Here is a 25378-nt window from a genome sequence, read left to right as displayed (position 1 = left end):
AAGTAATGAGGTACGCTAATGACCATGCCTGACCTGTCCCAGGAGGAGAACGCCGCCGCGGTGAACTCGCTCCGCTCCGCGATCATGCGGCTGACCCGCCGGCTGCGGCACCAGCGCGTGGACGAGTCGCTGAGCCCGACCGAGATGTCGGTGCTCGGCACGCTCTTCCGCTGCGGTCCGCTCGGCCCCGGTGAGCTGGCGCGCAAGGAGCACGTCCAGCCGCCGTCGATGACGCGCATCGTCGCCATGCTGGAGACCAAGGGGCTGGTCCGGCTGGAGCCGCACCCGGAGGACCGGCGGCAGAAGGTCGTCAGCCAGACCGAGCAGGCCGAGGCGATGCTCGAGGAGAGCCGCCGCAAGCGCAACGCCTGGCTGGCCGAGCTGGCCGGGGGCCTCTCCGAGGAGGAGTGGGCCACCCTGCGCGCCGCGGCGCCGGTGCTCGAAAAGCTCGCCCACCTGCCGATGACGGAGGCAGCACCACGCTGACGAAGGACGATGACCGGAGGAGAACGCCTTGAGTACGGGACCCGGAGCAGACTCCGCACCCGCACCCGCGCCCGATGACTACGAAGAAGAAGAGGACAGCAGCAGACGCGGCACCTTCAGCTCGCTGAGGATCCGCAACTACCGGCTCTTCGCCGGCGGCCAGGTGGTCTCCAACACCGGTACCTGGATGCAGCGCATCGCACAGGACTGGCTGGTGCTCAGCCTCACCGGCTCCGCCACCGCCGTCGGTATCACCACCGCGCTGCAGTTCCTGCCGATGCTGCTGTTCGGCCTGTACGGCGGCGTCCTCGCCGACCGGCTGCCCAAGCGCAAGCTGCTCCTCGCCACCCAGGCGGCCATGGGTCTCATCGGCCTCGCCCTCGCGGCGCTCACGCTGAGCGGAGCCGTGACGGTGTGGCACGTCTACCTCATGGCGTTCCTGCTCGGCCTCGCCACCGTCGTCGACAACCCGGCGCGGCAGGTGTTCGTCGCCGAGCTGGTCGGCAAGGAGCAGATGCAGAACGCCGTCAGCCTCAACGCCGCCAACTTCCAGACCGCCCGGCTCCTCGGGCCGGCCGTCGCCGGCGTGCTCATCACGGCCGTGGGCAGCGGCTGGGCCTTCCTGCTGAACGGGCTCTCGTTCCTCGCCCCCATCACCGGGCTGCTGCTCATGCGCACCGCGGAGCTGCACCGCGTCGAGCGCGCGCCGCGCGGCAAGGGGCAGTTGCGCGAGGGCCTGAAGTACGTCGCCGGGCGGCCGGAGCTGCTCTGGCCGATCGTCCTGGTCGGCTTCATCGGCACGTTCGGCTACAACTTCCCGATCTGGCTCACCGCCTACGTGGACGAGGTCTTCCACGGCGACGCCGGCACGTACGGCCTGCTGAACTCGCTGATGGCCGCCGGCTCCCTGGGCGGCGCGCTGTTCGCGGCGCGGCGCGGGGCCAGCCGGCTGCGGCTGACGGTGCTCGCGGCGCTGGCGTTCGGGGTGCTGGAGATCGTCGCGGCGGTGTCGCCCGCGTTCTGGCTCTTCGCGGCGCTGCTGGTGCCGGTGGGCGCGGCCGGGCTGCTCTTCAACACGACCGCGAACGCCAACGTCCAGCTCGCCACGGACGAGGCCATGCGCGGGCGCGTGATGAGCCTGTTCGTCATGGTGTTCGTCGGCGGCACGCCGATCGGCGGCCCGGTCGTGGGCTGGGCGACGGACACGTTCGGCGCCCGGATCGGCTTCCTGACCTGCGGGGTGGTGTCGGCGGTCGCGGCCGTCACGGTGGGCCTGGTGCTGGCCCGGGTCGGCGGGCTGCGGCTGCGGATAGACCTGCGGCGGGGGCGCAAGCACGTCGCGTTCGTGCCGTCGCAGCGGGCGGAGGAGCTGGCTCCGGCGGCGTAGACCCGCGGGGCGGGGGCGCTCGCGTTCCCCGGGGTCGTACGAGGCACCGGCCTCGTACGACCCCTTCGTACGCCCTCAGTCGAACCAGCGCGCCTCCCCCAGCTCCCGCGTCCGCGTCGGGTCCTCCAGCAGCGCCGCCGCCTCGAACCGCCGCTGCCACTGCCCCGTCGCCCACGCGAGCCCCGCCGCCAGGCCCTCCATCGTCGCCGCGTGGACCGTGCCGTCCGGGGTGCGGCGCCAGTCGAGTTCGGTGCCGCCGGCCGTCAGCTGCTCGTGCTCCTCGTACGTCGCCGGGGTGTCCGGACCCAGCAGCTCCCGTACGGGTCCGGGGACCTCGCGGGTCTCGCCCGCGGTCTCCACCGGGGCCTCGTACGCCTCCGTGAGCCGGCGGACCTGGAGCAGCTCCCCCAGCGCCGCCGCCTGCGGCGGGGCGACCGGGAGCAGCGGGTGGGCGGCGGCCAGGGGGACCAGGTCGGGGGCGTCCGCGATCAGCGCCTCGCCGGCCGGGACCACCTCCGTGGCGGCGTCGCGGACCGCACGGAGGTCGTCCGGGAGGGTGACGTCGGCGGGGTCGAGGTCGGCGAGCAGGGTGTACAGGGCGTGCAGCCGCGGCGGGGTGACGTCGGCGTCGGGGTCGGCGAGGCGGGCCAGCAACTCCGCGGCGCCGCCCGGCTCGTCGAGGAGCGCGGCGGCCGAGGTGCGTACGCCCAGGGCCCGCAGCACCTGCTCGTCGCCGACCGCGGAGGCGTCGGCCGGCTCGTACAGCCCGGTGAGCAGCGGGTCGCCGCCCGCGGCGCGCAGGCCGGCGGGCCGGCGGCCGTCGAGCACGGGGTTGCCGCGCAGCCACCAGGCGGTGTACGGGCGTACGGGGTACGCCTCCCCGTCGGGCAGCAGGACGCGCGCCGGCCGCGTCAGGGCCTCGCGCAGCGGCGGGCGGGAGAGCAGCGCGAGGGCCCGCGGCCAGTGCGCGTCGTCGACGAGGTCGAGGTCCCGTACGCCCACCAGCTCGGTGAGCACCGGCGGCACGGGGGTGTCCGGAAGCTGGTCGAGCACGTCCTCGCACCACACGTCGACGGCGTCGAGCAGCCCGGCGTCGTCGGGTTCGGGGTAGGCGGCGTCGCGGGGCTCCAGCTCGTCGGGGTCGAGGACGACGTCCTCGGCCCGTACGAGCACGAAGTCCGCCTGCACCCCCACCGCCGTCAACGGCTCCTCGCCCCACCGCTCGACCAGGTCGGCGGCGCAGGCCGCCAGCTCACCCGGTCGGATGACGGCGGCGAACGGGCTGCCGGGGTAGACGAGTTCGCCGGCGGGGGCCGGCTCGCCGTCCTCGTCGGGCAGCGCGAGGGCGGCCAGCCACGGCTCGTCGCCGGGGGCGAGACGGGCGTCGCGGACCAGCCCGAGGACGATGTCCGCCAGCTCCTCCGGACCCGGCGCGCCCTGCTCGGGACCCTCGTCGAACCAGACCTCACCCGCGTCCAGCGACCCCGCCACCGCCGCCCGCACCTGCGGCGTCGTCAGCACCGCGCGCGGCGTGGCGGGCACGGCGCCGAGCTGCTCCAGCACGGGGTGCGCGGCGACCGGGTCGGCGACGCGCAGCCCGAGGCGGGCGAGGCGCGCGGACCGCCGGTCGGCGGTGCCGGTGCCGGCACCGGTGTCGGTCCCGGTGTCGGTGGCGCCGACGGGCAGCAGCACCTGCCGCGGGCCGACGACGACGCGGCCGTCCGCCAGCGGCACCGGCAGCCCGCCCAGCTCCTCGGGGTCGGTGCCCGCGAGGGAGCCGTAGAGGCCGTGCCACCAGGCGGCGGGACGCTCGACGCTGCTGAGCCGCTCGACGAGTTCGCCGAGCGGCACCCGGGCCACGCCGAGGGTGCGCAGCTCGCCGCGGCGTTCGAGACCGGCGGGGAGCAGGTGCGGGAAGACGTCGCCGAGCCGGCGCACCGTCTCCGCGCCGGCGCCCTCGGCGACGAGCGCGTCGCGAGGGCGCAGCGGCTGCGGCTTGGCGCCTTCCTCGGGCGCGGCGGGCGGCAGGAACGCGACGTCGGGGAGCAGCCGCAGGATGCCGGCGCGCAGGGCGCCGTCCAGCTCGCCTCGGCCGAGGGGGCCCGGCACGAGGTCGATGGTGCTGGCGGACAGCGGCTCCCACTCGGCGAGGAGCCCGGCGTACGCGTCGGCGGCGCGGGCGACGAGGAAGTCGGTGAGCGGGCCGGGCGCGAGGTGGCGGCGGGTGGGTTCGAGGGGGAAGGAGGCGATGAGGAGTGCGGGGACGCCGAGGGGTTCGTCGGTGGGGGTGGGGGCGTGCAGGACGGGGGCGGTGGCGGGCGCGGCGGGGGCGCCGTCGGGGGTGACGGGGACGGCCCAGGTGACGGTCCAGGTGGGGCGCAGTCGCTCCTCGACGGGGCGGTCGGCGAGGAGTTCCGGTTCGAGGCGGCCGGCGGCGGTGCGGGTGCGGTAGCGGGTGGCGGCGGAGGCAGGGGCGGCGGCGGGGGCCGCGGGGTCTGCGGTCCCGGCGGCGGGCTGTCGGTCCGTACGGCCCGTGTCCTCGATGACCGTGTACGGGCCGTCCTCCCGGCGGCGCAGCGTGCGGACGCCTTCCTCCGTCGCCACGACGACCTCGGCGAGGCCCGGCAGGGCGAGCAGCAGCGCGTCGTCGATGCCCGCGAGCAGGCGGCGGGCCAGCGCGGCGGCGGCCTCGTCGCGCAGCGGGAGGCGGACGGCGGTGTCGTACCCCTCGGGTACGGTCGGGGCGTCGGCTTCCGCGAGGGGCAACGGGAGGCGGAGCAGGGGGACGTGGCCGTCGCGGCGGGCGGCCTCGTCGGCGAGCGCGGGGTTGCGCGCGGCGGTCGTACGGACCAGGTCCCGCGCCTGGGCCAGCGACCACCGCACCCGGGCGCCGCCGCGGGAGGCGGCCTCGGGGGCGTCGCTGACGGCGAGTACGGCGGAGAACCCGACGCCGAAGCGCCCGACGGCCTCGCCGGTGTCCTCGCCCCGCTTGGCGGAGGCCCGCAGGGTGGACAGCGACTCGACGCCGGCGGCGTCGAGGGGCGCACCGGTGTTGGCGACGGTCAGCACCCCGGGGGCGCCGCCGGAGCCGCCCGCCGTCAGCGTCAACCGCAGGCGGCCCGCCGCACCTGCGCGCGCCGCCGCGTCCGCCGCGTTCTGGGCAAGTTCGACCACGAGGCGGTCGCGGTAGCCGCCGAGGGCCAGGTCCTCCTCCGCGTTGGCGTCCTCCCGGAAGCGGGCGGCCGAGGCCGCCCAGGCGTCGAGCGCCGCGGCGCGCAGCCGGGCGGTGGGGTCGGCCACGGGGTCCAGGGGGTCCACGGGGTCCACTGAGGCTCCTTGTCGCGGGAGGTGCCGGTCCGCCGCAGCGTATTCGGTCGGCCGCCGCGTACGCGCGGCGCACCGGCCGCGGGGACGCCGGGACGGCGTGCGCGGGGGCGAGGGGGCGGCGTGCGCGCGGTACGGTCGAGAAGTCAACAGCGCACGGCCGTAGGGGATTCGGTGGGCATCGAGAGCGACCAGCTCGTGTACGACTACCTGAGCCGCGTCGGCGACATCGCGCAGCAGCGTGCCCTGCCCTCGGGGCAGCGCATGCGGCTGGTCAACGAACTGCGGGCCGGCATCGACAAGGTGCGCGCCGCCGAGGGCGCGCACAGCGTGTCCGCGGTGAAGCAGGTGCTCGCCCGGTTCGGCAGTCCCGGGGACATCGTCGAGGCCGCCAAGCGCGACCCCGCCACCGCGGTGCCGGAGGTCGCGGTGCAGCCCGGGGAGCCGCCGGGCGGGGGCGGCGGTCTCGCGTCGCGGCTGCCCCGGCCGCGGGTCGGCGGCTCCGAGGGGCGGCTGGGCCGGCTGCCCCGGCCGCGTACCGGCGGCGAGCCGGGCGGCCGGGAGCCGAAGCGGGCCGGCCGGCCCGCGCCGGAGGTGCCCGGGCCCGCGCCCGGGGACTTCACCCCGCCCGCCGAGCCGCCCCCCACCGCCGCCTCCCCGCCGCACCTCGCCGGCGAGGACGAACTCGGCCGCGGGCAGGCCGACCCCGACTGGTGGCGCGTGGAACCCGGGCCGTTCGGCGGCCCGGTGCCCGGCGCCGGCAGCGGCACCACGGACGTGCCGGGATTCACCGGCGGCATCGAACTCCCCGAGCTGTTCCGGCGGCCGGAGCAGCAGGACGGCGACGAGGACGAGGAGAAGGACGCGCGGGAGGACGGCCCGCCGGGCGCCATGGGCCGGGCCGCCCGCGCCGCGAAGGCGGCCAGGGCGGCGAACGCCGCGCGCGCGGCCAGGGCCGCCAAGGCCAAGCAGGCCCGCCGGGAGGCGGCGGAGGCAGAGGACGAGGAGGCGTACGAGGACGAGGAGCCCTCGCCCGCGCGCCCCCGCGGCGCCGCCACCCGCGAACTCCTGCGCAGCGCCGGCCTGCTGGAGGTGCTGGCGATGGGCGCGCTGCTGGGGGGTGCCGCGCTCGGCCAGTGGATGGCGTCGGTCGTCGGCTGGGCGCTGGTGTACGCCTCGCGCCGGCTGTCGATGACGGAGAAGAAGTGGGCGTCGCTCGTGGTACCGGGCACGGTGGGGTTCGGGGGGCTGGTGTGGCTGTGGGGGCGGAACCAGGAGCGGTGGGGCGAGCCGTTGAAGGAGGGGGCGATGGGGGACGAGTTCCAGGACTTGCTGCCCACCCTCGTGCAGTTCGCGGCGGTCGCCTCGACGCTGTTCCTGCTGTGGCGGGCGCGGCGGCGGCTGCGCAAGTAGGGCCGCGGGCTCCGGCTACGGCCGTACGCCCGTGAACTGCGGGGCGCGGGACGGCGGATGGCGGCGCGTACGACGGCGGCGTGCGCGGCGTACGGCCGCGGGCCGCCCCCGTACCGTACGGGCCCGGCTGTCTCGTGCAGCCCGCTGTACGGCGCCGTCCCCCGCCGCCACAATGAGCCCACCACTGCGCAGAGAGGCAGCCGCATGAGCAACTCGACCATCGGCCTCGTCGACCTCGAATCGTGGCGCTCCGGCGGCCCGGAGGAGCGGCGGGGGGTCCTCGCCCGGCTCGACGCCTCGCTGCGCGGCTCCGGGTTCGTGATGGTCACCGGCCACGGCGTGGACCCCGCCCTGCGCGCGGCCGTCAGGGACGGCGCGGGCGCGGCCTTCGGCCTGCCCCCCTCGGTCAAGGACGGCTACCGCAACGTGGGCAACGGCGGCTGGACCGGCCCCGGGGGCATATCGGCGGGCGCCATCCAGGACGCGGCGAGCCCGCCGGACCTGGTGGAGCTGTGGAGCTTCTATCCGCACCACCCGGGCGTGTGGCCGGCCGAGGCGCCCGCGCTGCGGGAGCCCGTCGAAGAGTATCTGCGCCAGATGCGGCGCCTGTCGCGCGAACTGCTGGAGCTCCTCGCCGCCGCGCTCGGCGAGCCGGCCGACTTCCTCACCCGGTACGACGCGGACGCGGCCTGGCAGTGCACCATCAACTGGTACGGGAGCCGGCAGCACACCGGCGCGCCGCGCCCGGGGCAGTTCCGCCTCGGCGCGCACCAGGACTGGGACCTGATGGCCGTGCTGGACCGCCAGCACGGGCTGGGCTGCCTCCAGGTCCGCACGGGCCCGGCGGACGGCTCGGCGGGTGACCCGGACGGCTCGGAGGCCGGGTGGGAGGACGCCCCGTACCACCCCGACGCCGACGCCCTGACCGTCAACCTCGGCGAACTGGGCGCCATGTGGAGCAGCGGGCGCTGGCAGGCGGGCTGGCACCGCGTGCTGCCGCCGCCCGCGGACGCCCCGGCGGAGGAACTGATGTCGCTGGTCTGGTTCTACAACCCCGGCCCGGACACCCCGATGCCGCCGGGCGCCGCCGCGCAGGGGGCGCACAATGCGACCGTGGGCGAGTTCCTGGACGAGCGGCTGCAGGCCGTCCTCCTGTCCTGACCCCCGCCCCGGGCCCGGCCCTGAGGCAGTCCCGGCCCGGTCCCGGCGCGGGTGCCGGCCCGGTCCCGACCCGGCACAGGCGGACCGCCTGTCCCGGCGAAATCCGCGGCGGGCAGAATCGACGTGTGCGTACTCCATCCCCGCCGCCGTCTTTCACGGTCGGCTTCGACCTGGACATGACCCTCATCGACTCCCGGCCGGGGATCAAGGCGGTGTACGAGGCGATCGTCGCCGAGACCGGCGTGTACGTCGACACCGACCTCGTGACCTCCCGCCTCGGCCCGCCGGTGGAGAGCGAGCTGGCGAACTGGTTCCCCGCGGACCGCGTGGCCGCCCTCGGCGACCGCTACCGCGCCCTCTACCCCGACCACGGCATCGCCCCCACCGCCGCCCTGCCCGGCGCGGCGGCGGCGATCGCGGCGGTGCGGGCGGCGGGCGGCCGGGCGCTCGTGGTCACCGCCAAGAGCCGGCCGCTGGCGCAACTGCACCTCGACCATCTGGGCCTGGCCCCGGACGCGGTGGTCGGCGGGCTGTGGGCGGACGCGAAGGCGGCGGCGCTGACGGAGTACGGGGCGTCGGCGTATGTCGGCGACCACGTCGGGGACGTCGCGGGGGCGCGGGCGGCGCGGGTGCTGTCGGTGGCGGTGGCGACGGGGCCGTGCCCGGCGGCGGAGCTGCGGGCGGCGGGGGCGGATGTCGTCCTGCCGGATCTGACGGCGTTCCCGGGGTGGCTGGCGGAGCACCGGGCGGCTGCGCCGCGGGGCTGACGGGCCCGGGGAGCCGGAGGACCCGGCGGCGGGCGCGGCCCGTACGGCCGTGGGCTCCGCCTCCGCGCTACGGCGCCGCCGCCTGCCGCGTCTCGCGCCGGGCCGCCGACGCGGAGCGGAAGAGCCCGGCCAGCGCCAGCCCGAAGCCGACGCCCATCAGCATCGACACGAGGTACGCCGCCGTCGGCAGCGGGTCCGCCCCGATGAAGAACGGGATGAACGTGACGAACGTGCCGAGTGCGCCGACGAGGAAGACGATCGCTCCGGCGCGTACGAGCAGATCCCCGGGGCGGGAGGTTCCGGTGTTCACGCAACCAGGGTAGAGGGCGCGCTCGGCGGCACGGGATATGCGCTGAGGAACCACCCGGCGACATCTTGTCACCACGCGGGGGACCATTAGCCTTGAGGTGGCGGGTCACTGGACCCGCTCTCCTGCTCTTTCGGCAGCGAGTACGAAAACGAAGACAGGGCGACGACACGTGCCTACCGGCAAAGTCAAGTGGTTCAACAGCGAGAAGGGCTTCGGCTTCCTCTCCCGCGACGACGGCGGTGACGTCTTCGTGCACTCGTCGGTGCTGCCGGACGGGGTGGAGACGCTCCGGCCCGGTCAGCGCGTCGAGTTCGGCGTGGTGGCCGGGCAGCGCGGCGACCAGGCGCTGTCCGTGACGCTGCTGGACCCCACCCCGTCGGTCGCGGCCGCGCAGCGGCGCAAGCCGGACGAGCTGGCGTCGATCGTGCAGGATCTGACGACGCTGCTGGAGAGCGTGACGCAGCAGCTCGAACGCGGCCGGTATCCGGACAAGGCACACGGCCGCAAGATCGCCGGGATGCTCCGTGCCGTCGCCGACCAGTTGGACGTCTGAGGGGGCGCGGGCAGGGGTACGAGCGCGCCGGCGGCCGGTCTGCCCGTGACGGCCGCGGCCGTCACGGGAACGCCAGCGCGTCCGGGGGGACGGCCGGCACCAGGCCCTCCGCCGCCGCCCGGGTGAGCAGGCCGCGCACGGCCGCGTAGCCGTCCTCGCCGAGGTCGGCGGTGAACTCGTTGACGTACAGGCCGATGTGCTGGTCCGCCACCGCGGGGTCCATCTCCTGCGCGTGCTCCATGACGTACGCCCGCGACGCCTCCGGGGCCTCCCACGCCATCCGCACCGAGGCGCGGGTCGCGGCGGCGAGCGCGTGCAGCGTTTCGGCGCCGAGGTCGCGGCGGGCGACGATGGCGCCGAGAGGGATGGGCAGGCCGGTGGTGGCCTCCCAGTGCTCGCCCATGTCGGCCAGGCAGTGCAGGCCGTAGCCCCGGTAGGTGAAGCGGGCCTCGTGGATCACGAGCCCGGCGTCGACCTTGCCGTCACGGACGGCCGGCATGATCTCGTGGAACGGCATGACGACGACCTCGCCGACGCCGCCCGGCACTTCGGCCGCGGCCCAGAGCCGGAAGAGCAGGTAGGCGGTCGACCGCTCGCTGGGCACGGCGACGGTGCGCCCGGCGAGGTCGCCGGGCCGCTGCGGCCCGGCGGTCAGCACCAGCGGCCCGCAGGCCCGGCCGAGGGCGCCGCCGCAGGGCAGGAGCGCGTAGCGGTCGAGGACGTACGGGAGGGCGGCGTACGAGATCTTGAGCACGTCCAGCTCGCCGCGCTCCGCCATGCCGTTGGTGAGGTGGATGTCGGCGAACGTGACGTCGAGGGGCGGGGCGCCGGGGACGAGGCCGTGGGCCCAGGCGTGGAAGACGAAGGTGTCGTTGGGGCAGGGGGAGTAGGCGATCCGGAGCGGGTCCGAGGGGGTGGTCGGAGTGCTCGGGGTGGTCGGCGAGGTCATCGGGACTCCTCTCCGTCGGGTGGTCGGTTGCGTCCCGGGGCGGCGGCGGGTCCGGTCGGGGGACGGGGCGTACGGGCTGCGGCGGCGGGGGGTGCGTGCGGGCGGCGGGCCGGTGCTGTCAGAGGGGCGGCCTACCCTTGGGCGGGCGTGCGGGTGAGGTGGGTGGGGGAACGGCGGAGCGGGGGATGGTGCCCGCGTCCGTACCCGTGACGGACTCGGGGCGGGCCGCGGACTCGGGGCGGGCCGCGGAGTCGGGATGGGCCGCTGAGCCGGGATGGGCCTCGAAGTCGGCGAGGGCCGCGGCGTCGGGGCGGGCCGGGAAGTCTCGGGGGGCCTCGAAGTCGGGGAGCGCCTCGAAGGCGGAGGTCAGGGCGGTGAGCGCCGCCGGGATGCGCCAGGCGGCGCGGTCGCGGGGACCCACGGCGTTGGACACCGCGCGGATCTCCAGCACCGGGACGCCGTGCCGGGCGGCGGCCTCGGCGACGCCGAAGCCCTCCATCGCCTCGGCGGCGGCGCGCGGATGGCGCCGGAGCAGCGCGGCGGCCCGCTCGGCGGAGCCGGTGACGGTGGACACGGTCAGCACCGTACCCAGCACCGCGCCGGCCGCCTCCGCCGCGGCCCGCGCCGCCTGCGGCGGCGGGCGGTGCGCGACGGTGCCGAAGCCCAGGTCCGTGACGGGCACGAAGCCCTCCGGCGTCTCGGCGCCCAGGTCCGCGGCCACGATCTCGTCCGCCACGACCACGCCGCCCACGGGCGCGACGCCGGCGAAGCCGCCGCCGATCCCGGCGGCGACGACGAGGCCGTACGGCACGGACGCGGCGGACGCCGCGGCCAGCGCGGTGGCGGCGCCCGCGGCGGCGGCAGCGGGTCCCACGCCGCCGACCACGACGTCGTAGCCCCGCCCGGCGCGCTCAACGGCTTCGGCCTCGGCGTCAACGGCGACGATCACCAGCACGCGCGCGCGGCCCCCGGGAACACCCGCGGCGGCGCCAGCGCCATCCGCATCGGCACCGGCATCGGTCTCGGCGTCAACGGCGTCACCACCGGACGCGGCACCGGACGCCCCGTCTCCGCTTCGCATCGCACCTCCCCCGCGCACCCGCCCAAGGGTAGGCCGACCCGCCGACAAACCCCGCCGGCCGCCGGGCGCTCGCGCCTCCGCGGCCGGGCGGGCCGAAGGCCGGCGTACCGTCAGGACTGCTTCCGCTTCAGGTCGAAGCTCCACGCGCCCTTGTAGTTGCCGTCATCGTCGATCTCCACGATGCCGACCTTCGCCTTCTCGCTCGGCACCGGCGCCTGCCCCGGCTGCGACTGCGCGTTGAAGAACTGGTCCGCGTTGTACGAGGCGTACGTGTGCTTGCTCGGCGTCGGCGTCACCAGCCGGCCGTCCACGAACAGCACCCACCCGTTGTCCGCGATGTCCGGCTCCACGCCGATCCTGACGGGGTCGCCCGAGTCCACGGTGATCGACTTCTCCGCGCGCTCCGAGACGCAGGTCTCAAGCTCCTCGTTGGGGATGTTCTTCCCGTCGTCGTAGCACTGCGCCTCCGTGGTCGCCGTCCTGGACCCCACCGTGATCTGCGCCACCGGCGTCGGCTTCTCGCACGCGGACAGGGCGAAGGCGGAGACGACGACGGCCCCGAGAGCCGCCGCGCCGCGGCGGCTGCGGAGGCCGCGGGCACGGGAGAACGCGGTGGTGGCGGGCGCTTGGGTCATGCGGGCAGGCTACCTGTCGGCCCCGGTCAGGCCACGCGCGGGTGCGGCGTGCCGTGGCGCCCGGCGGTGAGCAGCCCCCGTACGGTCGCCGCCAGCCCCACGGCGACGACGGCGGCGCCCGCGGCCATGCCGCCGACCCCGTTCAGCGGCAGCAGGATGCCGATCGCACCGCCCACGACCCACGACAGCTGGATCACCGTCTCCGAGCGCGCGAAGGCGGACGTGCGCACGAACTCCGGTACGTCCCGCTGGATCAGCGCGTCCAGCGACAGTTTCGCCAGCGACTGCGCAAACCCCGCCATCGCCGCGACGCAGATCAGCAGCGGCAGCGAGTAGAAGACCGCCGCCAGCACCGTCGTCGTCAGGGCGAGCGACAGCAGCACGGCGATCAGCTTCTCCGGCCCGCGGGACCGCAGCCAGGAGCCGATGACCGAGCCCAGCGCGTTGCCCGTGCCGGCAGCGACCGCCGCCATGCCGAGCGTCAGCTCCGGGCGCAGCCCGCCCGGCGGGTTGTCGCGCAGCAGGAACGCCAGGAACAGCGTCATCAGCCCGGACAGCACCCGCAGCGAGGAGTTGGCCTGGAGCGCGTACAGCACCGAGGGGCCGACGGAGCGCAGCCCCGGCTTCTGCGGCGTCCGCAGCCGGCCCTCCTCGCCGGACGCGAGCTGCGCCTTGCCCTCGCCTCGCGCGGAGTCGACGGCCGGCGGCATCCGGAACGCCAGGAAGACGCCGAAGCCGAAGATGACCATCGCGCCGTACAGCGGGAACCCGGGGCCGATGAAGTGCAGCAGCCCGCCGACCGGAGCGGCGATGCCGGTGGCGAGCAGCCCGGCGAGCGTCACCCGGCTGTTGGCCTTCACCAGCGAGATGCGCCGCGGCAGCAGCCGCGGCACGACGGCCGAGCGCACCACCCCGTACGACTTGGAGCACACCAGCACCCCGAGGGCCGCCGGGTACAGGCTCAGGTCCCCGGTCTGCACCGCCCCCGACAGCACCAGCGCCAGCAGCACGCGCGCCAGCATCGTGCCGGCCATGGCGGCGCGGCGGCCGTGCGGGATCCGGTCGAGGAGGGGGCCGACGACGGGGGCGAGCAGCGCGAACGGCGCCATCGTTATGGCCAGGTAGAGCGCGACGCGGCCGCGGGCCTCGTCCGTCGGCACGGAGAAGAACACGGTCGACGCCAGCGCGATGGTGATCATCATGTCGCCGGCGGCGTTGACCATGTGCAGTTCCATCAGCCGCCCGAGGCCCGACTCCCCCGCGCCCTGCGCGTCGGTGGCGCGGCGGATCCGCCGGCCCGCGCCGACGACCGGCCGGCGCACGGCACGCCCGACCGCCCGGCCCGCCTGCTGCAGCAGGCCGGCCGCCGGAGCCGTCCCCTCATCCGCCACCTCGCCATAGTGCCCGCATGCGGGACCGTAGGGCGAGAACCCCGCGGGGGCGCATGCGGTCATCGCGGGTGCCGGGGGTGGTCCGTACGGGGCACGCGGCAGGCCGGCGGGGGGCGCAGGGGCGCGGCGGGGCCCCGGGGCGGACGGTGGGCGTACGGGCCCGGCGCGGCGCCAGGTAGGGTGAACGACGCGCCTCTGAGTGTGTCGTGAGGATACGAGCGTTGACGCGGCCCCCCGGTCCGCTCCCTCGGCTCCCGCGTCCGCCCGGCCGTCCGTACCGAAAGACTGTGAGCCAGATGAGCCCTGCGAACAGCCCCGCCAAGACGACCGCCGTGCGCGGCGCCGCGGTCCGCGGCCGCGTCACCCCCGACCAGCAGTGCGCCGATGCCGTCGACCTCGCCCGCGCGGCGGCCGAGGAGGCCGCGGGCGCCGAGCAGATCGGCGACCACATCGGCGTCACCGCCGACGACACGCGCGTCGTGACCCACCTCTTCGAGTGCCGGCTGCCGGGCTACCGCGGCTGGCGCTGGGCGGTGACCGTCGCCCGGGCGTCCCGCGCGCGGACGGTGACGCTCGACGAAACGGTGCTCCTGCCCGGCCCGGACGCGCTGCTGGCGCCGGAGTGGGTGCCGTGGAACGAGCGGCTGCGCCCCGGCGACCTGGGCCCCGGCGACCTGCTGCCCACCGAGGGCGAGGACCTGCGGCTGGAGCCGGGGCTCGCGGTGGGCGACGAGGAGCTGGTCGAGACCGACGGCGTCGCGCCGGCTGCCGGCGAGGCCCCCGCGGAGGGCGCGGCTGCGGCTACGGCCGAGGGCGCCGGTGCAGGTGAGGACGCGGGCGCGGCAGCCGCGGCACCCGGCGGCGTACCGCGGCGCGCGGAGATCGCCGCCGTCGCCGACGAACTGGGCATGACCCGCCACCGGGTGCTCTCCCGCTACGGCCTGCACATCGCCGCGGACCGCTGGGAAGAGGAGTACGGCCCCAAGACGCCGATGGCGCAGGCCGCGCCGGCGTCGTGCGTGAGCTGCGGCTTCCTCATGCCGCTCGCGGGCTCGCTGCGCCGCGCCTTCGGCGTCTGCGCGAACGAGTTCGCCCCGGCCGACGGCCACGTGGTCTCGCTCGCGTACGGCTGCGGCGGCCACTCGGAGGCGGCGGTGATGCCGAAGCCGGTGGAGCCGCCGCCGCCGGTGCTGGACACGATGGGCGCGGACCCGACGTAGGGTCTGTCGTTTGGATCTTCGCCGGGCTCGCGGCGAAGATCCAAACGACAGACCCTGGTCCCGGCGGGCGTCCTTCCCGGCACCGTCGACCCGGCTCCGTCCGGTACGCCCCGCCCGGCGAGGACTACTGTGGAGCGGATGACGACCGGCAACCCCGCCCGGACCCTCGCCGAGGAGCTCCGCGGCCGACCGGACACCGCGCTGGCCGAGCTGCTCCACGCCCGGCCCGATCTGCTCACCCCGGTGCCGGGCGACCTCACCCAACTCGCCACCAGGGCCGGCACCCGCGCCTCCGTCGTCCGCGCGCTGGAACGGCTCGACCGGTTCACGCAGCAGACGGCCCAGGCCCTCGCCATCGCGCCGGACCCGTGCCCGTACGACGTGCTGGCCGGGCTGATGGGCGACGAGCCGGACACCGCCGCCGCGCTGCCGCACGCCGTCGCGCGGCTGCGGACGCAGGCGCTGGTGTGGGGCGACGAGCAGCGGCTGCGGCTGGTGCGTACGGCACGGGAGTTGCTGACGCCGCAGGCGTCGGGGTCGCCGACCGGCCTGGGGCCGGCCGCCGTGGAGGTGGCGACGGGGATGTCGCCGGGGCGACTGCAGCAAGTACTGGCGAACGCGGGGCTGCCGGCAACTCATGACCCCGTCTCGGCCGTCGAGTCGCTGACCGCGCTCTTCTGCGACCCGAAGCGGATGGCGGACCTGCTGGACCAGGCCCCGCCGGAGGCGGTGGCGGTGCTGGGCCGGCTGACGTGGGGACCGCCGCACGGGACGGTGTCGGCGCAGCCGCCGGCGTACGTCCGGTGGCTGCTGGACCGGGGGCTGCTGCTGCCGACGGCACCGGGCAGCGTCCTGCTGCCGCGCGAGGTGGCGCTGTACCTGCGCGACGGGCGGGCGCACCGGAGCGTGGCGGCGGTGCCGCCGGAGCCGGTGGCGGCCGGTTCGTACGGGGCGCGGGTGGTCGACGCGACGGCCGCGGGGCAGGCGGCCGTGGCGGTGGAGACGGTCGAGGAGCTGCTCGGGCTGTGGGCGACGGCGAGCCCGCCGGTGCTGCGCGCGGGCGGCCTGGCCGTACGGGAGCTGAAGCGCACGGCGACGGCGCTGGACGTCACGGAGCCGCAGACGGCGTTCTGGGTGGAACTGGCCTACGGGGCGGGGCTGCTGGCCTCGGACGGGGAGACGGACGAGCGGTACGCGCCGACGCCCGCGTACGACGAGTGGCTGGCGCTGCCGGCGGACCAGCGGTGGGCGGAGCTGGCGGCGGCGTGGCTGGCGGCGACGCGGACGCCGGGGCTGGTCGGCGGCCGGGACGGCAAGGGCCGGGCGCTGTCCGCGCTGGGCGAGGGCCTGGACCGCGGCGCGGCGCCGGAGGTGCGCCTCGCGGTGCTGCGGCTCCTCGCGGGGCTGCCGGAGGGCACGGCGGCGACGGCCGACTCGGTGGCGGCGCGCCTGCGCTGGGAGCGGCCCCCGCGCGGCGGGGAGCCGGCGGAGGGCGGGGAGGACGACCCGCGCACGCGGCTGGCCCGCTGGACGCTGGAGGAGGCGGAGCTGCTGGGCGTCACGGGCCGCGGCGCGCTGGCGGCCCACGGCCGCGCCCTGCTCCCCCCACCGGACGCCGCAGACCCCGCAGACGCAACAGATGCCGCAGGCCGCGCAGGCCCCGCAGACGCCCTCCCCCCGCGCACCCGCCCCAGGGTAGGCCTCCCCTCCGACAATCAGCCCGCGCCACCCCTCGCGACCAGCGCCGACGCCGCAACCCCCGGCGTCCCCGCCACCCCCGCCGAGGCCCACGCCGCCGCGCTGCGGGCCGCCCGGGTGCTCGCGCCGCAGCTGCCACCGCCCGTCGACCACGTGCTGCTCCAGGCCGACCTCACCGCCATCGCCCCCGGCCCCCTCAAGCGCGAACTCGCCGCCGTCCTCGGCGTCCTCGCCGAGGTCGAGTCCAAGGGCGGCGCGACCGTCTACCGCTTCACCCAGGGTTCCGTGCGCCGCGCGCTCGACGCCGGGCGGTCCCCCGCCGAACTGCACGACTTCCTCGCCGCCCACTCCCGCACCCCCGTGCCGCAGCCGCTCAGCTACCTCATCGACGACGTGGCCCGCAAGCACGGCCGGCTGCGGATCGGCGCCGCCGGCGCGTATCTGCGCTGCGACGACGACGCCCTCCTCGCCGAGATCCTCGCCGACCGGCGCTCGGAGGAGCTGCGGCTGCGCCACCTCGCGCCCACCGTCCTGGTCTCCCCCACCCCGCCCGACGTGCTGCTGGCCCGGCTCCGCGAGATGGGCTACGCCCCCGCCGCCGAGTCGCCGGACGGCGCCGTCCTCGTCGCCCGCGCCGCCGCTCACCGCACCCCGCCCCGGACGCCGCCGGCGCCCGTCCCCGACGGCCCGCCGGCCCCGGACGCCGCCCTCCTCGCGGCCGCGGTCCGCGCCGTACGGGCCGGGGACCGCGCCGCCACCGCCCCTCTCCGCACCCCCCAGGCCCCGCAGGAACCGCAGGCCTCGGAAACCCCGCGCGCACCTCAGGCCCTGCACGCCCCCGGCGGCCTCCCCCGCACGCCCTCGGCCGAGACCCTCGCCGTCCTCCAGGCCGCCGTCCTCGGCAACGCCGCCGTCTGGATCGGCTACGTCAACGCCGACGGCGCCGCCAGCCAGCGCGTCATCGCCCCCGTCCGCGTCGAGGGCGGCTACGTGACCGCGTACGACCACACCGCCGACGAGGTGCGCACCTATCCCCTCCACCGCATCACCGGCGCCGCGGAACTCGCCGACGAAGCCACCTGAGCGGCACACCGCGCTTCCGGCCGGCACCCCCTCCCGGGCCGCATACTCCTCACAGGGCGGGCACCCCTTGACCCTCACACCGTGTCAGCCCCTCCACTGGAGCACGCCATGTTCACCATCGGAGAGTTCGCCCGCCACGGCCGCGTCTCGGTCCGCATGCTGCGCCACTACGACGCCCTCGGCCTCCTGCGCCCCGCCCGCGTCGACGCCCGCAGCGGCTACCGCAGCTACGAGGCCGCCCAGCTCGCCCGCCTCAACCGCATCGTCGCGCTCAAGGACCTCGGCTTCACCCTCGACCAGGTCGGCTCGATCCTGGACGAGCAGCTGACCGCCGGGGAGCTGCGCGGGATGCTGCGGCTGCGCCGCGCGGAGCTGGAGACCGCCGCCGCCGACGCGGCGCGGCGGCTGGCCGGGGTGGCGGCGAGGCTCCGCACGATCGAGAGCGAGGGCCGCATGCCCGCCACCGACGTCGTCCTGAAGTCCGTCCCCGCCGTCCGGGTCGCCGAGCTGAGCGGCAGCGCCGCGAGCTTCGAGCCGGCCGACGTCGGCCCCGTGATCCAGCCCCTCTACGACGAGCTGTGCCGCCGCCTCGACGCCGCCGGCGTCGAGCCGACCGGCCCCGGTGTCGCCTGGTACGAGGACGCCGCCGACGGCACGGTCACCGTCCACGCCGGCCTCCAGGTCGGCGTCGGGCCCTCACCCGCGTACGACTTCGCCGTCACCGACCTCCCGCCGCTCGACACGGCGGCCACCACCGTCCACCGCGGCGACATGGACGCGGTCCTCCCGGCCGTCCAGGCCCTCGCCGCGTGGATCGACGAGAACGGCTACCGCTCCACCGGCTACCCCCGCGAGCTGTACCTCGAAGTCCACGAGTGCCACGCCGACTGGGTCACCGAACTCCAGGAACCGGTCACCCCCGCCTGACGCCCGCCCCCGCTGCCCCGCCCGCCCCGCCGCCGGACGTCGCCGGCCCGTACTCCCGTACCGCGATGCGCGCCAGCTTCGTCAGCATCATCCCGTTGCGCACCGCGACCAGGTAGTCCACCGGCAGCCCGTGCATCCTCGTCCCCGGTCCGCGCAGCGGGTGCCAGTCCAGGAAGAACAGCGTGTGCCCGCCCCACGGCTCCAGCCGCATCGCGATCCTGGCCGCCCCGAAGGGGTCGGCCTTCGCCTCCAGCTCCAGCCGCCGCACCGGCTCGCAGATACGGACCACGCAGGTGTCGTCGAGCACCAGCGGCCCGACGCCGACGCGGACCCGCAGCCGGGCGCCCACCTCGGGCCAGTGCGGTTCGGCGGCCAGGACCTGCCGGGTGCCGGTGACCCACTCCCCGTAGCGACGGCCGTCGCTCAGCAGATCCCAGACGTTCTCCGGCGGGGTCAGGATCAGACGGCGGGTACGTGCCACGGCCGGGCTCCTTCGGCGTCACTCCAGCGGTCGTCCGAGCGGTCAGTTTTGGAGAAGTCGTCGCCGCTGATTCTTCGTAGGCTGAGGTGCGGACCAGGTCGGACCCCAGAAAGGTACTGCTATGGCGGACGCGAAGAAGGCAGCCACGGCCGACGAGGGCGAGTCCTACGAGGGCTTCACCGAAGCGGAGATCGCGGCCATGAAGGACCGCGCGAAGGAGCTGAAGAAGGGCAGGCGCGGCGGCCCCAAGACGGACCCCGTGGCCGAACTGCTGGAGAAGATCGCCGAGATGCCGGAGTCCGACCGGACCATCGCCGGCAGGCTGCACACCCTCATCACGGAGGCGGCGCCCGAGCTGTCGCCCCGCCTCTGGTACGGGATGCCCGCGTACGCCTCGGGCGCCAAGAACGGCAAGGGCGGGAAGATCGTCTGCTTCGTGCAGTCCGCGGACAAGTTCTCCTCCCGGTACCTGACCCTCGGCTTCAACGACGCCGCCCACCTCGACGAGGGCACCATGTGGCCGACCGCCTTCGCCCTCACCGAGCTGACGCCCGCCCACGAGAAGACGGTCACCGAGCTGGTGAAGAAGGCCATGAGCTGACGGCCGCCGGGCCCTCTCCGGGACCGCCGCCGGACCGCCGCACGCCTTCGCCGCGCCGAGGTAGACTTCCCTGTTTCCCGAGTTTCCCCGAGTCCTGAGTGCCCGGGCGCGGCAGCAGGGGGAGGAGGTCCGTATGTCCTGTCTGATCGTGCAGTCGGACAAGACGCTCCTGCTGGAAGTCGACCACGAGCTGGCGGAGGAGTGCCGGCGCGCCATCGCGCCCTTCGCCGAGCTGGAGCGCGCCCCGGAACACATCCACACCTACCGCGTCACCCCGCTCGGCCTGTGGAACGCACGGGCCGCCGGCCACGACGCCGAGCAGGTCGTGGACGCCCTCGTCACCTACTCCCGCTACCCCGTGCCGCACGCGCTGCTCGTGGACGTCGCCGAGACCATGGCGCGCTACGGGCGGCTGACGCTCACCAAGGACCCCGCGCACGGCCTCGTGCTGTCCACCACCGACCGGCCGGTACTGGAGGAGATCCTGCGGTCCAAGCGGATCCGCCCCCTGGTCGGCGCCCGGCTCGACGAGGACACCGTCGCCGTGCACCCCTCCGAGCGCGGGCAGATCAAGCAGGCGCTGCTGAAGCTCGGCTGGCCCGCCGAGGACCTCGCGGGGTACGTGGACGGGGAGGCCCACCCGATCTCGCTCGTCGAGGAGGGCTGGGGGCTGCGCCCGTACCAGAAACAGGCGGTCGAAGGCTTCTGGCACGGCGGCTCCGGCGTCGTCGTGCTGCCCTGCGGGGCGGGCAAGACGCTGGTGGGCGCCGGGGCGATGGCCGAGGCGAAGGCGACGACGCTGATCCTCGTGACGAACACCGTCGCGGCCCGGCAGTGGAAGAGCGAGCTGCTGCGCCGCACCTCGCTGACCGAGGAGGAGATCGGCGAGTACAGCGGCGCCCGCAAGGAGATCCGCCCGGTCACCATCGCCACGTACCAGGTGCTGACGACCCGCCGCAAAGGCGTCTACCCGCACCTGGAGCTGTTCGACTCCCGCGACTGGGGCCTGATCGTCTACGACGAGGTGCACCTGCTGCCCGCGCCGGTCTTCAAGTTCACCGCCGACCTCCAGGCGCGCCGCCGGCTCGGGCTGACGGCCACGCTCGTACGGGAGGACGGCCGCGAGTCCGACGTGTTCTCGCTCATCGGCCCCAAGCGCTTCGACGCCCCGTGGAAGGAGATCGAGGCGCAGGGCTACATCGCGCCCGCGGACTGCGTCGAGGTGCGGGTCAACCTCACCGACGCCGAGCGGCTGGCCTACGCCACCGCGGAGGCGGAGGAGAAGTACCGCTTCTGCGCCACCACGGACACCAAGCGCAAGGTCGCCGAGGCGCTCGTCGCCCGGCACGCGGGCGAGCAGACGCTCGTCATCGGCCAGTACATCGACCAGCTCGACGAGCTGGGCGAGCACTTGGACGCGCCCGTCATCAAGGGCGAGACGACCAACGCCCGCCGCGAAAAGCTCTTCGACGCCTTCCGCAGCGGCGAGATAAGCGTCCTCGTCGTCTCGAAGGTCGCGAACTTCTCCGTGGACCTGCCGGAGGCGACGGTCGCCATCCAGGTCTCGGGCACGTTCGGCTCGCGGCAGGAGGAGGCGCAGCGCCTCGGCCGCGTGCTGCGGCCCAAGGAGGACGGGCACGAGGCGCGGTTCTACTCGCTCGTTGCGCGCGACACCATCGACCAGGACTTCGCCGCGCACCGGCAGCGGTTCCTCGCCGAGCAGGGCTACGCGTACCGGATCGCGGACGCCGACGACGTCCTGGCGGGCGACGACGCCTGAAGCCGGCGGGCTCCACGCCGCGTACGGGCCGTCCTCAGGCCGTCGTGTACGCGTACGCCAGCATCGCGTACGCCACCGCTGGCACCGCCAGCGCGCCGAGCACCAGCGCCACCCCGCGCCGCTCCCGGCCCGTCTCCGCCGTCCGCCGCCCCACGGCCTGCGCGACCGCGCCGGCCGCCAGCAGCGTGAGGACCCCCAGGCCCAGCCCGGCGGCGGAGCCGGCGCTCATCTCCTGGATGCGGTCGCACGGCCCCGTGTGGTCCGGCGGCGCGCAGTACTCCCGCTCGCCGCGGAACAGCGGGATCATGACGGCCATCAGCGCCGCGGGTAACGCCCCCAGCGCGTACGCCATCTGCCCCAGCGTCGTCGTCACGCCCACCCACGGCGGACGGCTCAGCAGCGGCGGCTCCCCCAGAGACATCCGTACCCCCCTTTGGATACCTGCTGCCTCAACAAGACGCGCAGGAGGAGGGCGGGGTTCCCGCGGCCCGGCCCCTCCCCCCGCGGTGGGGGCCGGGGCCGCGGGAAGTCGTCAGGCGTAGAAGGCCGGGCGCTCCACGAGCTTCACGTCCACCACCGCGCCCGTGCGCTGCGCCTCGACCGTCGCCGCCGCGACCGCCGTGGCGGCGTAGCCGTCCCAGGCGCTCGGGCCCGTGGCCGCGCCCGCGGCCACCGAGTCGACCCACGCCTGCACCTCGACGTCGAACGCCTCGGCGAAGCGGCCGCCCCACTCCTGGTCGATCTCCGTGCCCACCCGCGCCGCGGCCCGCACCTCGGCGCGCGCCGGGTCCGGCAGCCGGATCAGGCCCGTCTCGCCGACCGTCTCGCACTGGATGTCGTACCCGTACTGGCAGTTGACGAAGACCTCCAGGTCGATACGGACCCCGCCGGCGGTCTCGAAGAGCATGAACTGCGGGTCCTTCAGGTGCGGGTGCCGACGCTCGGTGGCGCGGGGCATGATGACCTGCGCCGAGACGATCTCGTCGTCGAGCAGCCAGCGGGCGGCGTCGATCTCGTGGACGCCGGTGTCCTGCGCGGCCATCTCGGTGGTGTACCGCTCGGGCGCCGACCGGTTGCGGTGCGCGCAGTGCATCATCAGCGGCCGGCCGATGCCGCCGCCGGCGATGACGCGCTTCAGCTCCCGGTAGCCCGGGTCGTAGCGGCGCATGAACCCGACCTGCACCAGCCGCCGCCCGTGCGCCTCCTCCGCGGCCAGCACGCGCAGCGCGTCGTCCGCGGTCGTGGCGAGCGGCTTCTCGCAGAGCACCGGCTTGCCCGCGGCGATCGCGGAGAGCACGTGCTCGGCGTGGGTGGCGTGCCAGGACGAGACCAGCACGGCGTCCACGTCGTCCGCGGCGATCAGCGTCCCCGCGATGTCGGCGGCGTCGGCGACCCGCGCGCCGCCCGCCTCCGCCGCGGCCTTCCCGGCCAGCGCCGCGTCGATGTCGGCGACGGCGCTGACGCGGGCGCCGCTGATGACGCGGCTGATGCGCTCGATGTGCTCGCGGCCGATGGCGCCGGTGCCGACGACTCCGATGCGTACGGTCATGACTTCCTGCTCCTCAGTACTCGTTCTCAGCGGGCCGCTTCAGCGGGGGCGGCGCGTGCCGCTCAGGCCGACGCCCGCCAGGTAGTCGCGGGTGCGGACCGCGATCGGCAGCGGCACGTCGGGCTCGCACGGCCACAGGTCCTGCTCCACGACCACGAACAGCTCCGCGTCAAGACCCGACAGGGCCTCGACGATGTCCCCCGGGTTCGGTACGCCCGCGGGCGGCTCCACGGCCACGCCGCGGCTGACGGCCTCGCTGAACGACAGGTTCTCGGCCCGGACCTGCTCGATGATCACCGGGTCCATCTGCTTGATGTGGACGTAGCCGATGCGCTCGGCGTAGCGGCGGATGAGGTCGAGGTTGTCGCCGCCGCCGTACGCGACGTGGCCGGTGTCCAGGCAGAGGTTGGCGTACCGGGAGTCGGTGGCGTTCAGGAAGCGCTCGATCTCCGGCTGCGTCTGGATGTGGCTGTCGGCGTGCGGGTGGACGACGAGCCGGACGTCGTAGTCGTCCAGGAGGATCCTGCCGAGGTCGTCGGCGGCCTTGCCCAGGGCCGTCCACTGCGCGGCCGTCAGCTCCGGCGGCTCGGTGAAGTCGCCGGTCTTCTCGTCGCGGTACAGCGGGGGGATGAGCACGAGGTGGTGCGCGCCGGCGGCGGCGGTCAGCTCCGCGACGCGGCGCACGCCGGCCAGCGTCTCGTCCCACTCCTCGGGGCGGTGCAGGGCGCCGAAGATCGTGCCGCCGGAGACCTGGAGGCCGCGGTCGGCGAGTTCGCCGGCGAGGCGCTGCGGGTCGGTGGGCAGATAGCCGTACGGGCCCAGCTCCAGCCACTTGTAGCCGGTCCCGGCCAGCTCGTCGAGGAAGCGGGTGTACGGGACCTGGTGCTCCTCCTCGGGGAACCAGACCCCCCAGGAGCAGGGGGCGGAGCCCAGGCACAGGTTGCCCGCGGCGGGGCGCGGGGCGCCGGGTGCGTTCGTCATGAGGGTGCGGCCTCTCGGTGGTCGGGGCTCGTAACGGGCTGCGGGGCAGCTCAGTTGGCGGTCGGGAACGCGAACGCCGCCCCGCGGGCCGCCGGGTTGCCGCCGGCGGGCCAGCGGGTGGTGACGACCTTGGGGCGGGTGTAGAAGCGCACGCCCTCCGGGCCGTGCACGGGGCTGTCGCCGATGAGCGAGTCCTTCCAGCCGCCGAAGGAGTACGCGGCCATCGGCACCGGCACGGGCACGTTGATGCCGACCATCCCGACGTGCACCCCGCGCTGGAAGCGCCGGGCCGCGCCGCCGTCGCCGGTGAAGAGCGCCGTGCCGTTGCCGTACGGGTTGGCGTTGATGAGCGCGATCGCCTCGTCCAGGGTGGCGACGCGGATCACCGCGAGCACCGGGCCGAAGATCTCCGTGCGGTACGCGTCCATCGTCGCGGTGACGTGGTCGAGCAGCGACGGCCCGGTGAAGAAGCCCTCCTCGTGGCCCTCGACCTTCAGGTCCCGGCCGTCGACCACGACGGTCGCACCCTGCTCGGCCGCCGAGGCGACCGCGCCGCCGACGCGCTCCTGCGCGGCGCGGGTGACGAGCGGGCCCATCTCGCTGGCCGGGTCGTCGCCCGGCCCGACGCGCACCGCGCGCGCCTTCCGCTCCAGCACCTCGACCAGCGGCTCGGCGGCGTCGCCGACCGCGACGGCCACGGAGATCGCCATGCAGCGTTCGCCCGCGGAGCCGTAGGCGGCGGCGACGAGCTGGTCGGAGGCGTAGTCGAGGTCCGCGTCCGGCAGGACGACGGCGTGGTTCTTCGCGCCGCCGAGCGCCTGGACGCGCTTGCCGGCGGCGGTGCCGCGCTCGTGCACGTACGTGGCGACGGGCGTGGAGCCGACGAAGGAGACGGCGGAGATGCCGGGGTGGTCGAGGATCGCGTCGACGGCGGTCTTGTCGCCGTGGACGACGTTGAACACGCCGTCGGGCAGCCCGGCCTCCGCGTAGAGCCGGGCGACCAGGTTCGACGCGGACGGGTCGCGCTCGCTGGGCTTGAGGACGAAGGTGTTGCCGGTGGCGATGGCGATGGGGTGCATCCACAGGGGCACCATCGCGGGGAAGTTGAACGGGGTGATGCCCGCGCACACGCCCAGCGGCTCGCGGAAGGAGAGGACGTCGACGCCGCGCGAGTACTGGTCGGAGTAGCCGCCCTTGAGCGCGTCGGCTATCCCGCAGGCGTACTCGACGACCTCCCGGCCGCGGACGATCTCGCCGCGCGCATCCGAGATGATCTTGCCGTGCTCGGCGGAGATGATGCGGGCCAGTTCGTCCTCGTGCCTGGCCAGCAGCTCGCGGAAGGCGAACATCACGCGCATCCGCTGGGACAGCGAGCTGTCGCGCCAGGTCTCGTACGCCTTGGCGGCGGCGCTGACGGCGGCGTCGACGTCGGCGGTCTCCGCGAGCAGGACGCGGGCCTGCTCGCGGCCGGTGGCCGGGTCGTAGACGGGGGCGGTGCGGCTGGACGCAGCCGAAACGGACGCGGCGGGGCCGCCGGCGATCCAGTGCTCGATCGTGTGCATGAGGGTCTCGCTTAACTTGCCGGGGAGGTACAGGGGTTG

22 protein-coding genes are annotated in these 25378 nt (G+C 75.6%); 11 read left to right on the top strand and 11 right to left on the bottom strand.

Features of this window, described 5'->3' with window-relative positions:
* Window positions 1-24: 24 nt before the first annotated feature.
* Complete coding sequence (locus tag LG396_RS03790; protein WP_026276750.1) at window positions 25-486, top strand: MarR family winged helix-turn-helix transcriptional regulator; 462 nt, start codon at window positions 25-27, stop codon at window positions 484-486.
* 28 nt (window positions 487-514) lie between these two features.
* Entirely contained in the window at window positions 515-1873 is a 1359-nt protein-coding gene (locus tag LG396_RS03785) for an MFS transporter (protein WP_225793540.1), read from the top strand.
* Window positions 1874-1948: 75 nt separating this feature from the next.
* On the opposite strand, the gene LG396_RS03780 is transcribed toward LG396_RS03785, so the two are convergent.
* Complete coding sequence (locus tag LG396_RS03780; RefSeq protein ID WP_225793539.1) at window positions 1949-5200, bottom strand: sacsin N-terminal ATP-binding-like domain-containing protein; 3252 nt, start codon at window positions 5198-5200, stop codon at window positions 1949-1951.
* Between the two features lie 171 nt (window positions 5201-5371).
* Here LG396_RS03780 and LG396_RS03775 point away from each other — a divergent pair, with 171 nt between their 5' ends.
* The 3 genes from LG396_RS03775 (at window position 5372) to LG396_RS03765 (ending at window position 8538) form a co-directional block, all read left to right on the top strand.
* On the top strand, window positions 5372-6610 hold the full coding sequence (locus LG396_RS03775; RefSeq protein ID WP_225793538.1) for a hypothetical protein: 1239 nt from the start codon (window positions 5372-5374) through the stop codon (window positions 6608-6610).
* A gap of 204 nt (window positions 6611-6814) precedes the next feature.
* Window positions 6815-7771 carry a 2-oxoglutarate and iron-dependent oxygenase domain-containing protein gene (locus LG396_RS03770; protein ID WP_225793537.1) on the top strand — a complete coding sequence of 319 codons (957 nt, stop codon included), beginning with the start codon at window positions 6815-6817 and terminating at the stop codon, window positions 7769-7771.
* A gap of 125 nt (window positions 7772-7896) precedes the next feature.
* The gene (locus LG396_RS03765; RefSeq protein ID WP_225793536.1) at window positions 7897-8538 is read left to right on the top strand and encodes an HAD family hydrolase; all 642 of its coding nucleotides are present in this window, start codon (window positions 7897-7899) and stop codon (window positions 8536-8538) included.
* A gap of 67 nt (window positions 8539-8605) precedes the next feature.
* Here the strand turns inward: LG396_RS03765 and LG396_RS03760 are convergent, their stop codons facing one another.
* Window positions 8606-8848 carry a hypothetical protein gene (locus tag LG396_RS03760; protein ID WP_018836125.1) on the bottom strand — a complete coding sequence of 81 codons (243 nt, stop codon included), beginning with the start codon at window positions 8846-8848 and terminating at the stop codon, window positions 8606-8608.
* Window positions 8849-9017: 169 nt separating this feature from the next.
* On the opposite strand from LG396_RS03760, the gene LG396_RS39590 reads away from it, so the two are divergent.
* Window positions 9018-9401, top strand: coding sequence for a cold-shock protein (locus tag LG396_RS39590; protein WP_018836124.1), 384 nt, complete (start codon window positions 9018-9020; stop codon window positions 9399-9401).
* Window positions 9402-9462: 61 nt separating this feature from the next.
* On the opposite strand, the gene LG396_RS03750 is transcribed toward LG396_RS39590, so the two are convergent.
* The 4 genes from LG396_RS03750 to LG396_RS03735 form a co-directional block, all read right to left on the bottom strand.
* A complete protein-coding gene (locus LG396_RS03750; RefSeq protein ID WP_225793535.1) occupies window positions 9463-10350 on the bottom strand; it encodes a 1,4-dihydroxy-6-naphtoate synthase in 888 nt (295 codons plus the stop codon).
* A 118-nt stretch (window positions 10351-10468) separates the two neighbouring features.
* Window positions 10469-11305: a futalosine hydrolase gene (locus tag LG396_RS03745; protein ID WP_308190060.1), complete on the bottom strand. Its 837-nt coding sequence runs from the start codon at window positions 11303-11305 to the stop codon at window positions 10469-10471.
* A gap of 236 nt (window positions 11306-11541) precedes the next feature.
* Window positions 11542-12066 carry a hypothetical protein gene (locus tag LG396_RS03740; protein ID WP_100299755.1) on the bottom strand — a complete coding sequence of 175 codons (525 nt, stop codon included), beginning with the start codon at window positions 12064-12066 and terminating at the stop codon, window positions 11542-11544.
* A gap of 26 nt (window positions 12067-12092) precedes the next feature.
* Complete coding sequence (locus LG396_RS03735) at window positions 12093-13457, bottom strand: MFS transporter (RefSeq protein WP_308190059.1); 1365 nt, start codon at window positions 13455-13457, stop codon at window positions 12093-12095.
* Window positions 13458-13789: 332 nt separating this feature from the next.
* Between LG396_RS03735 and LG396_RS03730 the strand changes: the two genes are divergently transcribed.
* From LG396_RS03730 to LG396_RS03720, 3 genes are all read left to right on the top strand, one after another.
* The gene (locus LG396_RS03730; protein WP_372483243.1) at window positions 13790-14677 is read left to right on the top strand and encodes a DUF3027 domain-containing protein; all 888 of its coding nucleotides are present in this window, start codon (window positions 13790-13792) and stop codon (window positions 14675-14677) included.
* 138 nt (window positions 14678-14815) lie between these two features.
* Window positions 14816-17458, top strand: a complete 2643-nt coding sequence (locus LG396_RS03725; protein WP_225793531.1) for a helicase-associated domain-containing protein — start codon at window positions 14816-14818, stop codon at window positions 17456-17458.
* Between the two features lie 108 nt (window positions 17459-17566).
* Window positions 17567-18385 carry a MerR family transcriptional regulator gene (locus tag LG396_RS03720; RefSeq protein WP_225793640.1) on the top strand — a complete coding sequence of 273 codons (819 nt, stop codon included), beginning with the start codon at window positions 17567-17569 and terminating at the stop codon, window positions 18383-18385.
* Here the strand turns inward: LG396_RS03720 and LG396_RS03715 are convergent.
* Window positions 18372-18866, bottom strand: coding sequence for an SRPBCC family protein (locus LG396_RS03715; RefSeq protein ID WP_100299760.1), 495 nt, complete (start codon window positions 18864-18866; stop codon window positions 18372-18374). The genes LG396_RS03720 and LG396_RS03715 overlap by 14 nt on opposite strands.
* 121 nt (window positions 18867-18987) lie before the next feature.
* Between LG396_RS03715 and LG396_RS03710 the strand changes: the two genes are divergently transcribed.
* Window positions 18988-19467 (top strand): iron chaperone, encoded by a 480-nt coding sequence (locus LG396_RS03710; RefSeq protein ID WP_037749872.1) that lies wholly within the window; start codon window positions 18988-18990, stop codon window positions 19465-19467.
* Between the two features lie 133 nt (window positions 19468-19600).
* Window positions 19601-21247 carry a DNA repair helicase XPB gene (locus LG396_RS03705; protein WP_018836114.1) on the top strand — a complete coding sequence of 549 codons (1647 nt, stop codon included), beginning with the start codon at window positions 19601-19603 and terminating at the stop codon, window positions 21245-21247.
* A gap of 34 nt (window positions 21248-21281) precedes the next feature.
* Here the strand turns inward: LG396_RS03705 and LG396_RS03700 are convergent, their stop codons facing one another.
* The 4 genes from LG396_RS03700 to LG396_RS03685 form a co-directional block, all read right to left on the bottom strand.
* Window positions 21282-21668 carry a hypothetical protein gene (locus LG396_RS03700; protein ID WP_225793530.1) on the bottom strand — a complete coding sequence of 129 codons (387 nt, stop codon included), beginning with the start codon at window positions 21666-21668 and terminating at the stop codon, window positions 21282-21284.
* Window positions 21669-21779: 111 nt separating this feature from the next.
* Complete coding sequence (locus tag LG396_RS03695) at window positions 21780-22796, bottom strand: Gfo/Idh/MocA family protein (RefSeq protein ID WP_225793529.1); 1017 nt, start codon at window positions 22794-22796, stop codon at window positions 21780-21782.
* Between the two features lie 39 nt (window positions 22797-22835).
* A complete protein-coding gene (locus tag LG396_RS03690) occupies window positions 22836-23777 on the bottom strand; it encodes a TIM barrel protein (protein ID WP_225793528.1) in 942 nt (313 codons plus the stop codon).
* A 50-nt stretch (window positions 23778-23827) separates the two neighbouring features.
* Window positions 23828-25339, bottom strand: coding sequence for a CoA-acylating methylmalonate-semialdehyde dehydrogenase (locus LG396_RS03685; protein WP_100299761.1), 1512 nt, complete (start codon window positions 25337-25339; stop codon window positions 23828-23830).
* Between the last annotated feature and the right edge of the window lie 39 nt (window positions 25340-25378).

The organism is Streptomyces aculeolatus (assembly GCF_020400605.1).
Taxonomy (GTDB): domain Bacteria; phylum Actinomycetota; class Actinomycetes; order Streptomycetales; family Streptomycetaceae; genus Streptomyces; species Streptomyces aculeolatus.
Note: the sequence above shows the minus strand (reverse complement) of the source record. Positions and strands in the feature narration are given on the sequence as shown.

Excerpts from the sequence above, each read along its gene's own strand:
- LG396_RS03790 (WP_026276750.1), top strand. The coding sequence starts at position 25 with ATGCCTGACCTGTCCCAGGAGGAGAACGCCGCCGCGGTGAACTCGCTC.
- LG396_RS03770 (WP_225793537.1), top strand. The coding sequence starts at position 6,815 with ATGAGCAACTCGACCATCGGCCTCGTCGACCTCGAATCGTGGCGCTCC.
- LG396_RS03750 (WP_225793535.1), bottom strand. The coding sequence starts at position 10,350 with ATGACCTCGCCGACCACCCCGAGCACTCCGACCACCCCCTCGGACCCG.
- LG396_RS03740 (WP_100299755.1), bottom strand. The coding sequence starts at position 12,066 with ATGACCCAAGCGCCCGCCACCACCGCGTTCTCCCGTGCCCGCGGCCTC.
- LG396_RS03725 (WP_225793531.1), top strand. The coding sequence starts at position 14,816 with ATGACGACCGGCAACCCCGCCCGGACCCTCGCCGAGGAGCTCCGCGGC.
- LG396_RS03720 (WP_225793640.1), top strand. The coding sequence starts at position 17,567 with ATGTTCACCATCGGAGAGTTCGCCCGCCACGGCCGCGTCTCGGTCCGC.
- LG396_RS03710 (WP_037749872.1), top strand. The coding sequence starts at position 18,988 with ATGGCGGACGCGAAGAAGGCAGCCACGGCCGACGAGGGCGAGTCCTAC.
- LG396_RS03705 (WP_018836114.1), top strand. The coding sequence starts at position 19,601 with ATGTCCTGTCTGATCGTGCAGTCGGACAAGACGCTCCTGCTGGAAGTC.
- LG396_RS03700 (WP_225793530.1), bottom strand. The coding sequence starts at position 21,668 with ATGTCTCTGGGGGAGCCGCCGCTGCTGAGCCGTCCGCCGTGGGTGGGC.
- LG396_RS03695 (WP_225793529.1), bottom strand. The coding sequence starts at position 22,796 with ATGACCGTACGCATCGGAGTCGTCGGCACCGGCGCCATCGGCCGCGAG.
- LG396_RS03690 (WP_225793528.1), bottom strand. The coding sequence starts at position 23,777 with ATGACGAACGCACCCGGCGCCCCGCGCCCCGCCGCGGGCAACCTGTGC.
- LG396_RS03685 (WP_100299761.1), bottom strand. The coding sequence starts at position 25,339 with ATGCACACGATCGAGCACTGGATCGCCGGCGGCCCCGCCGCGTCCGTT.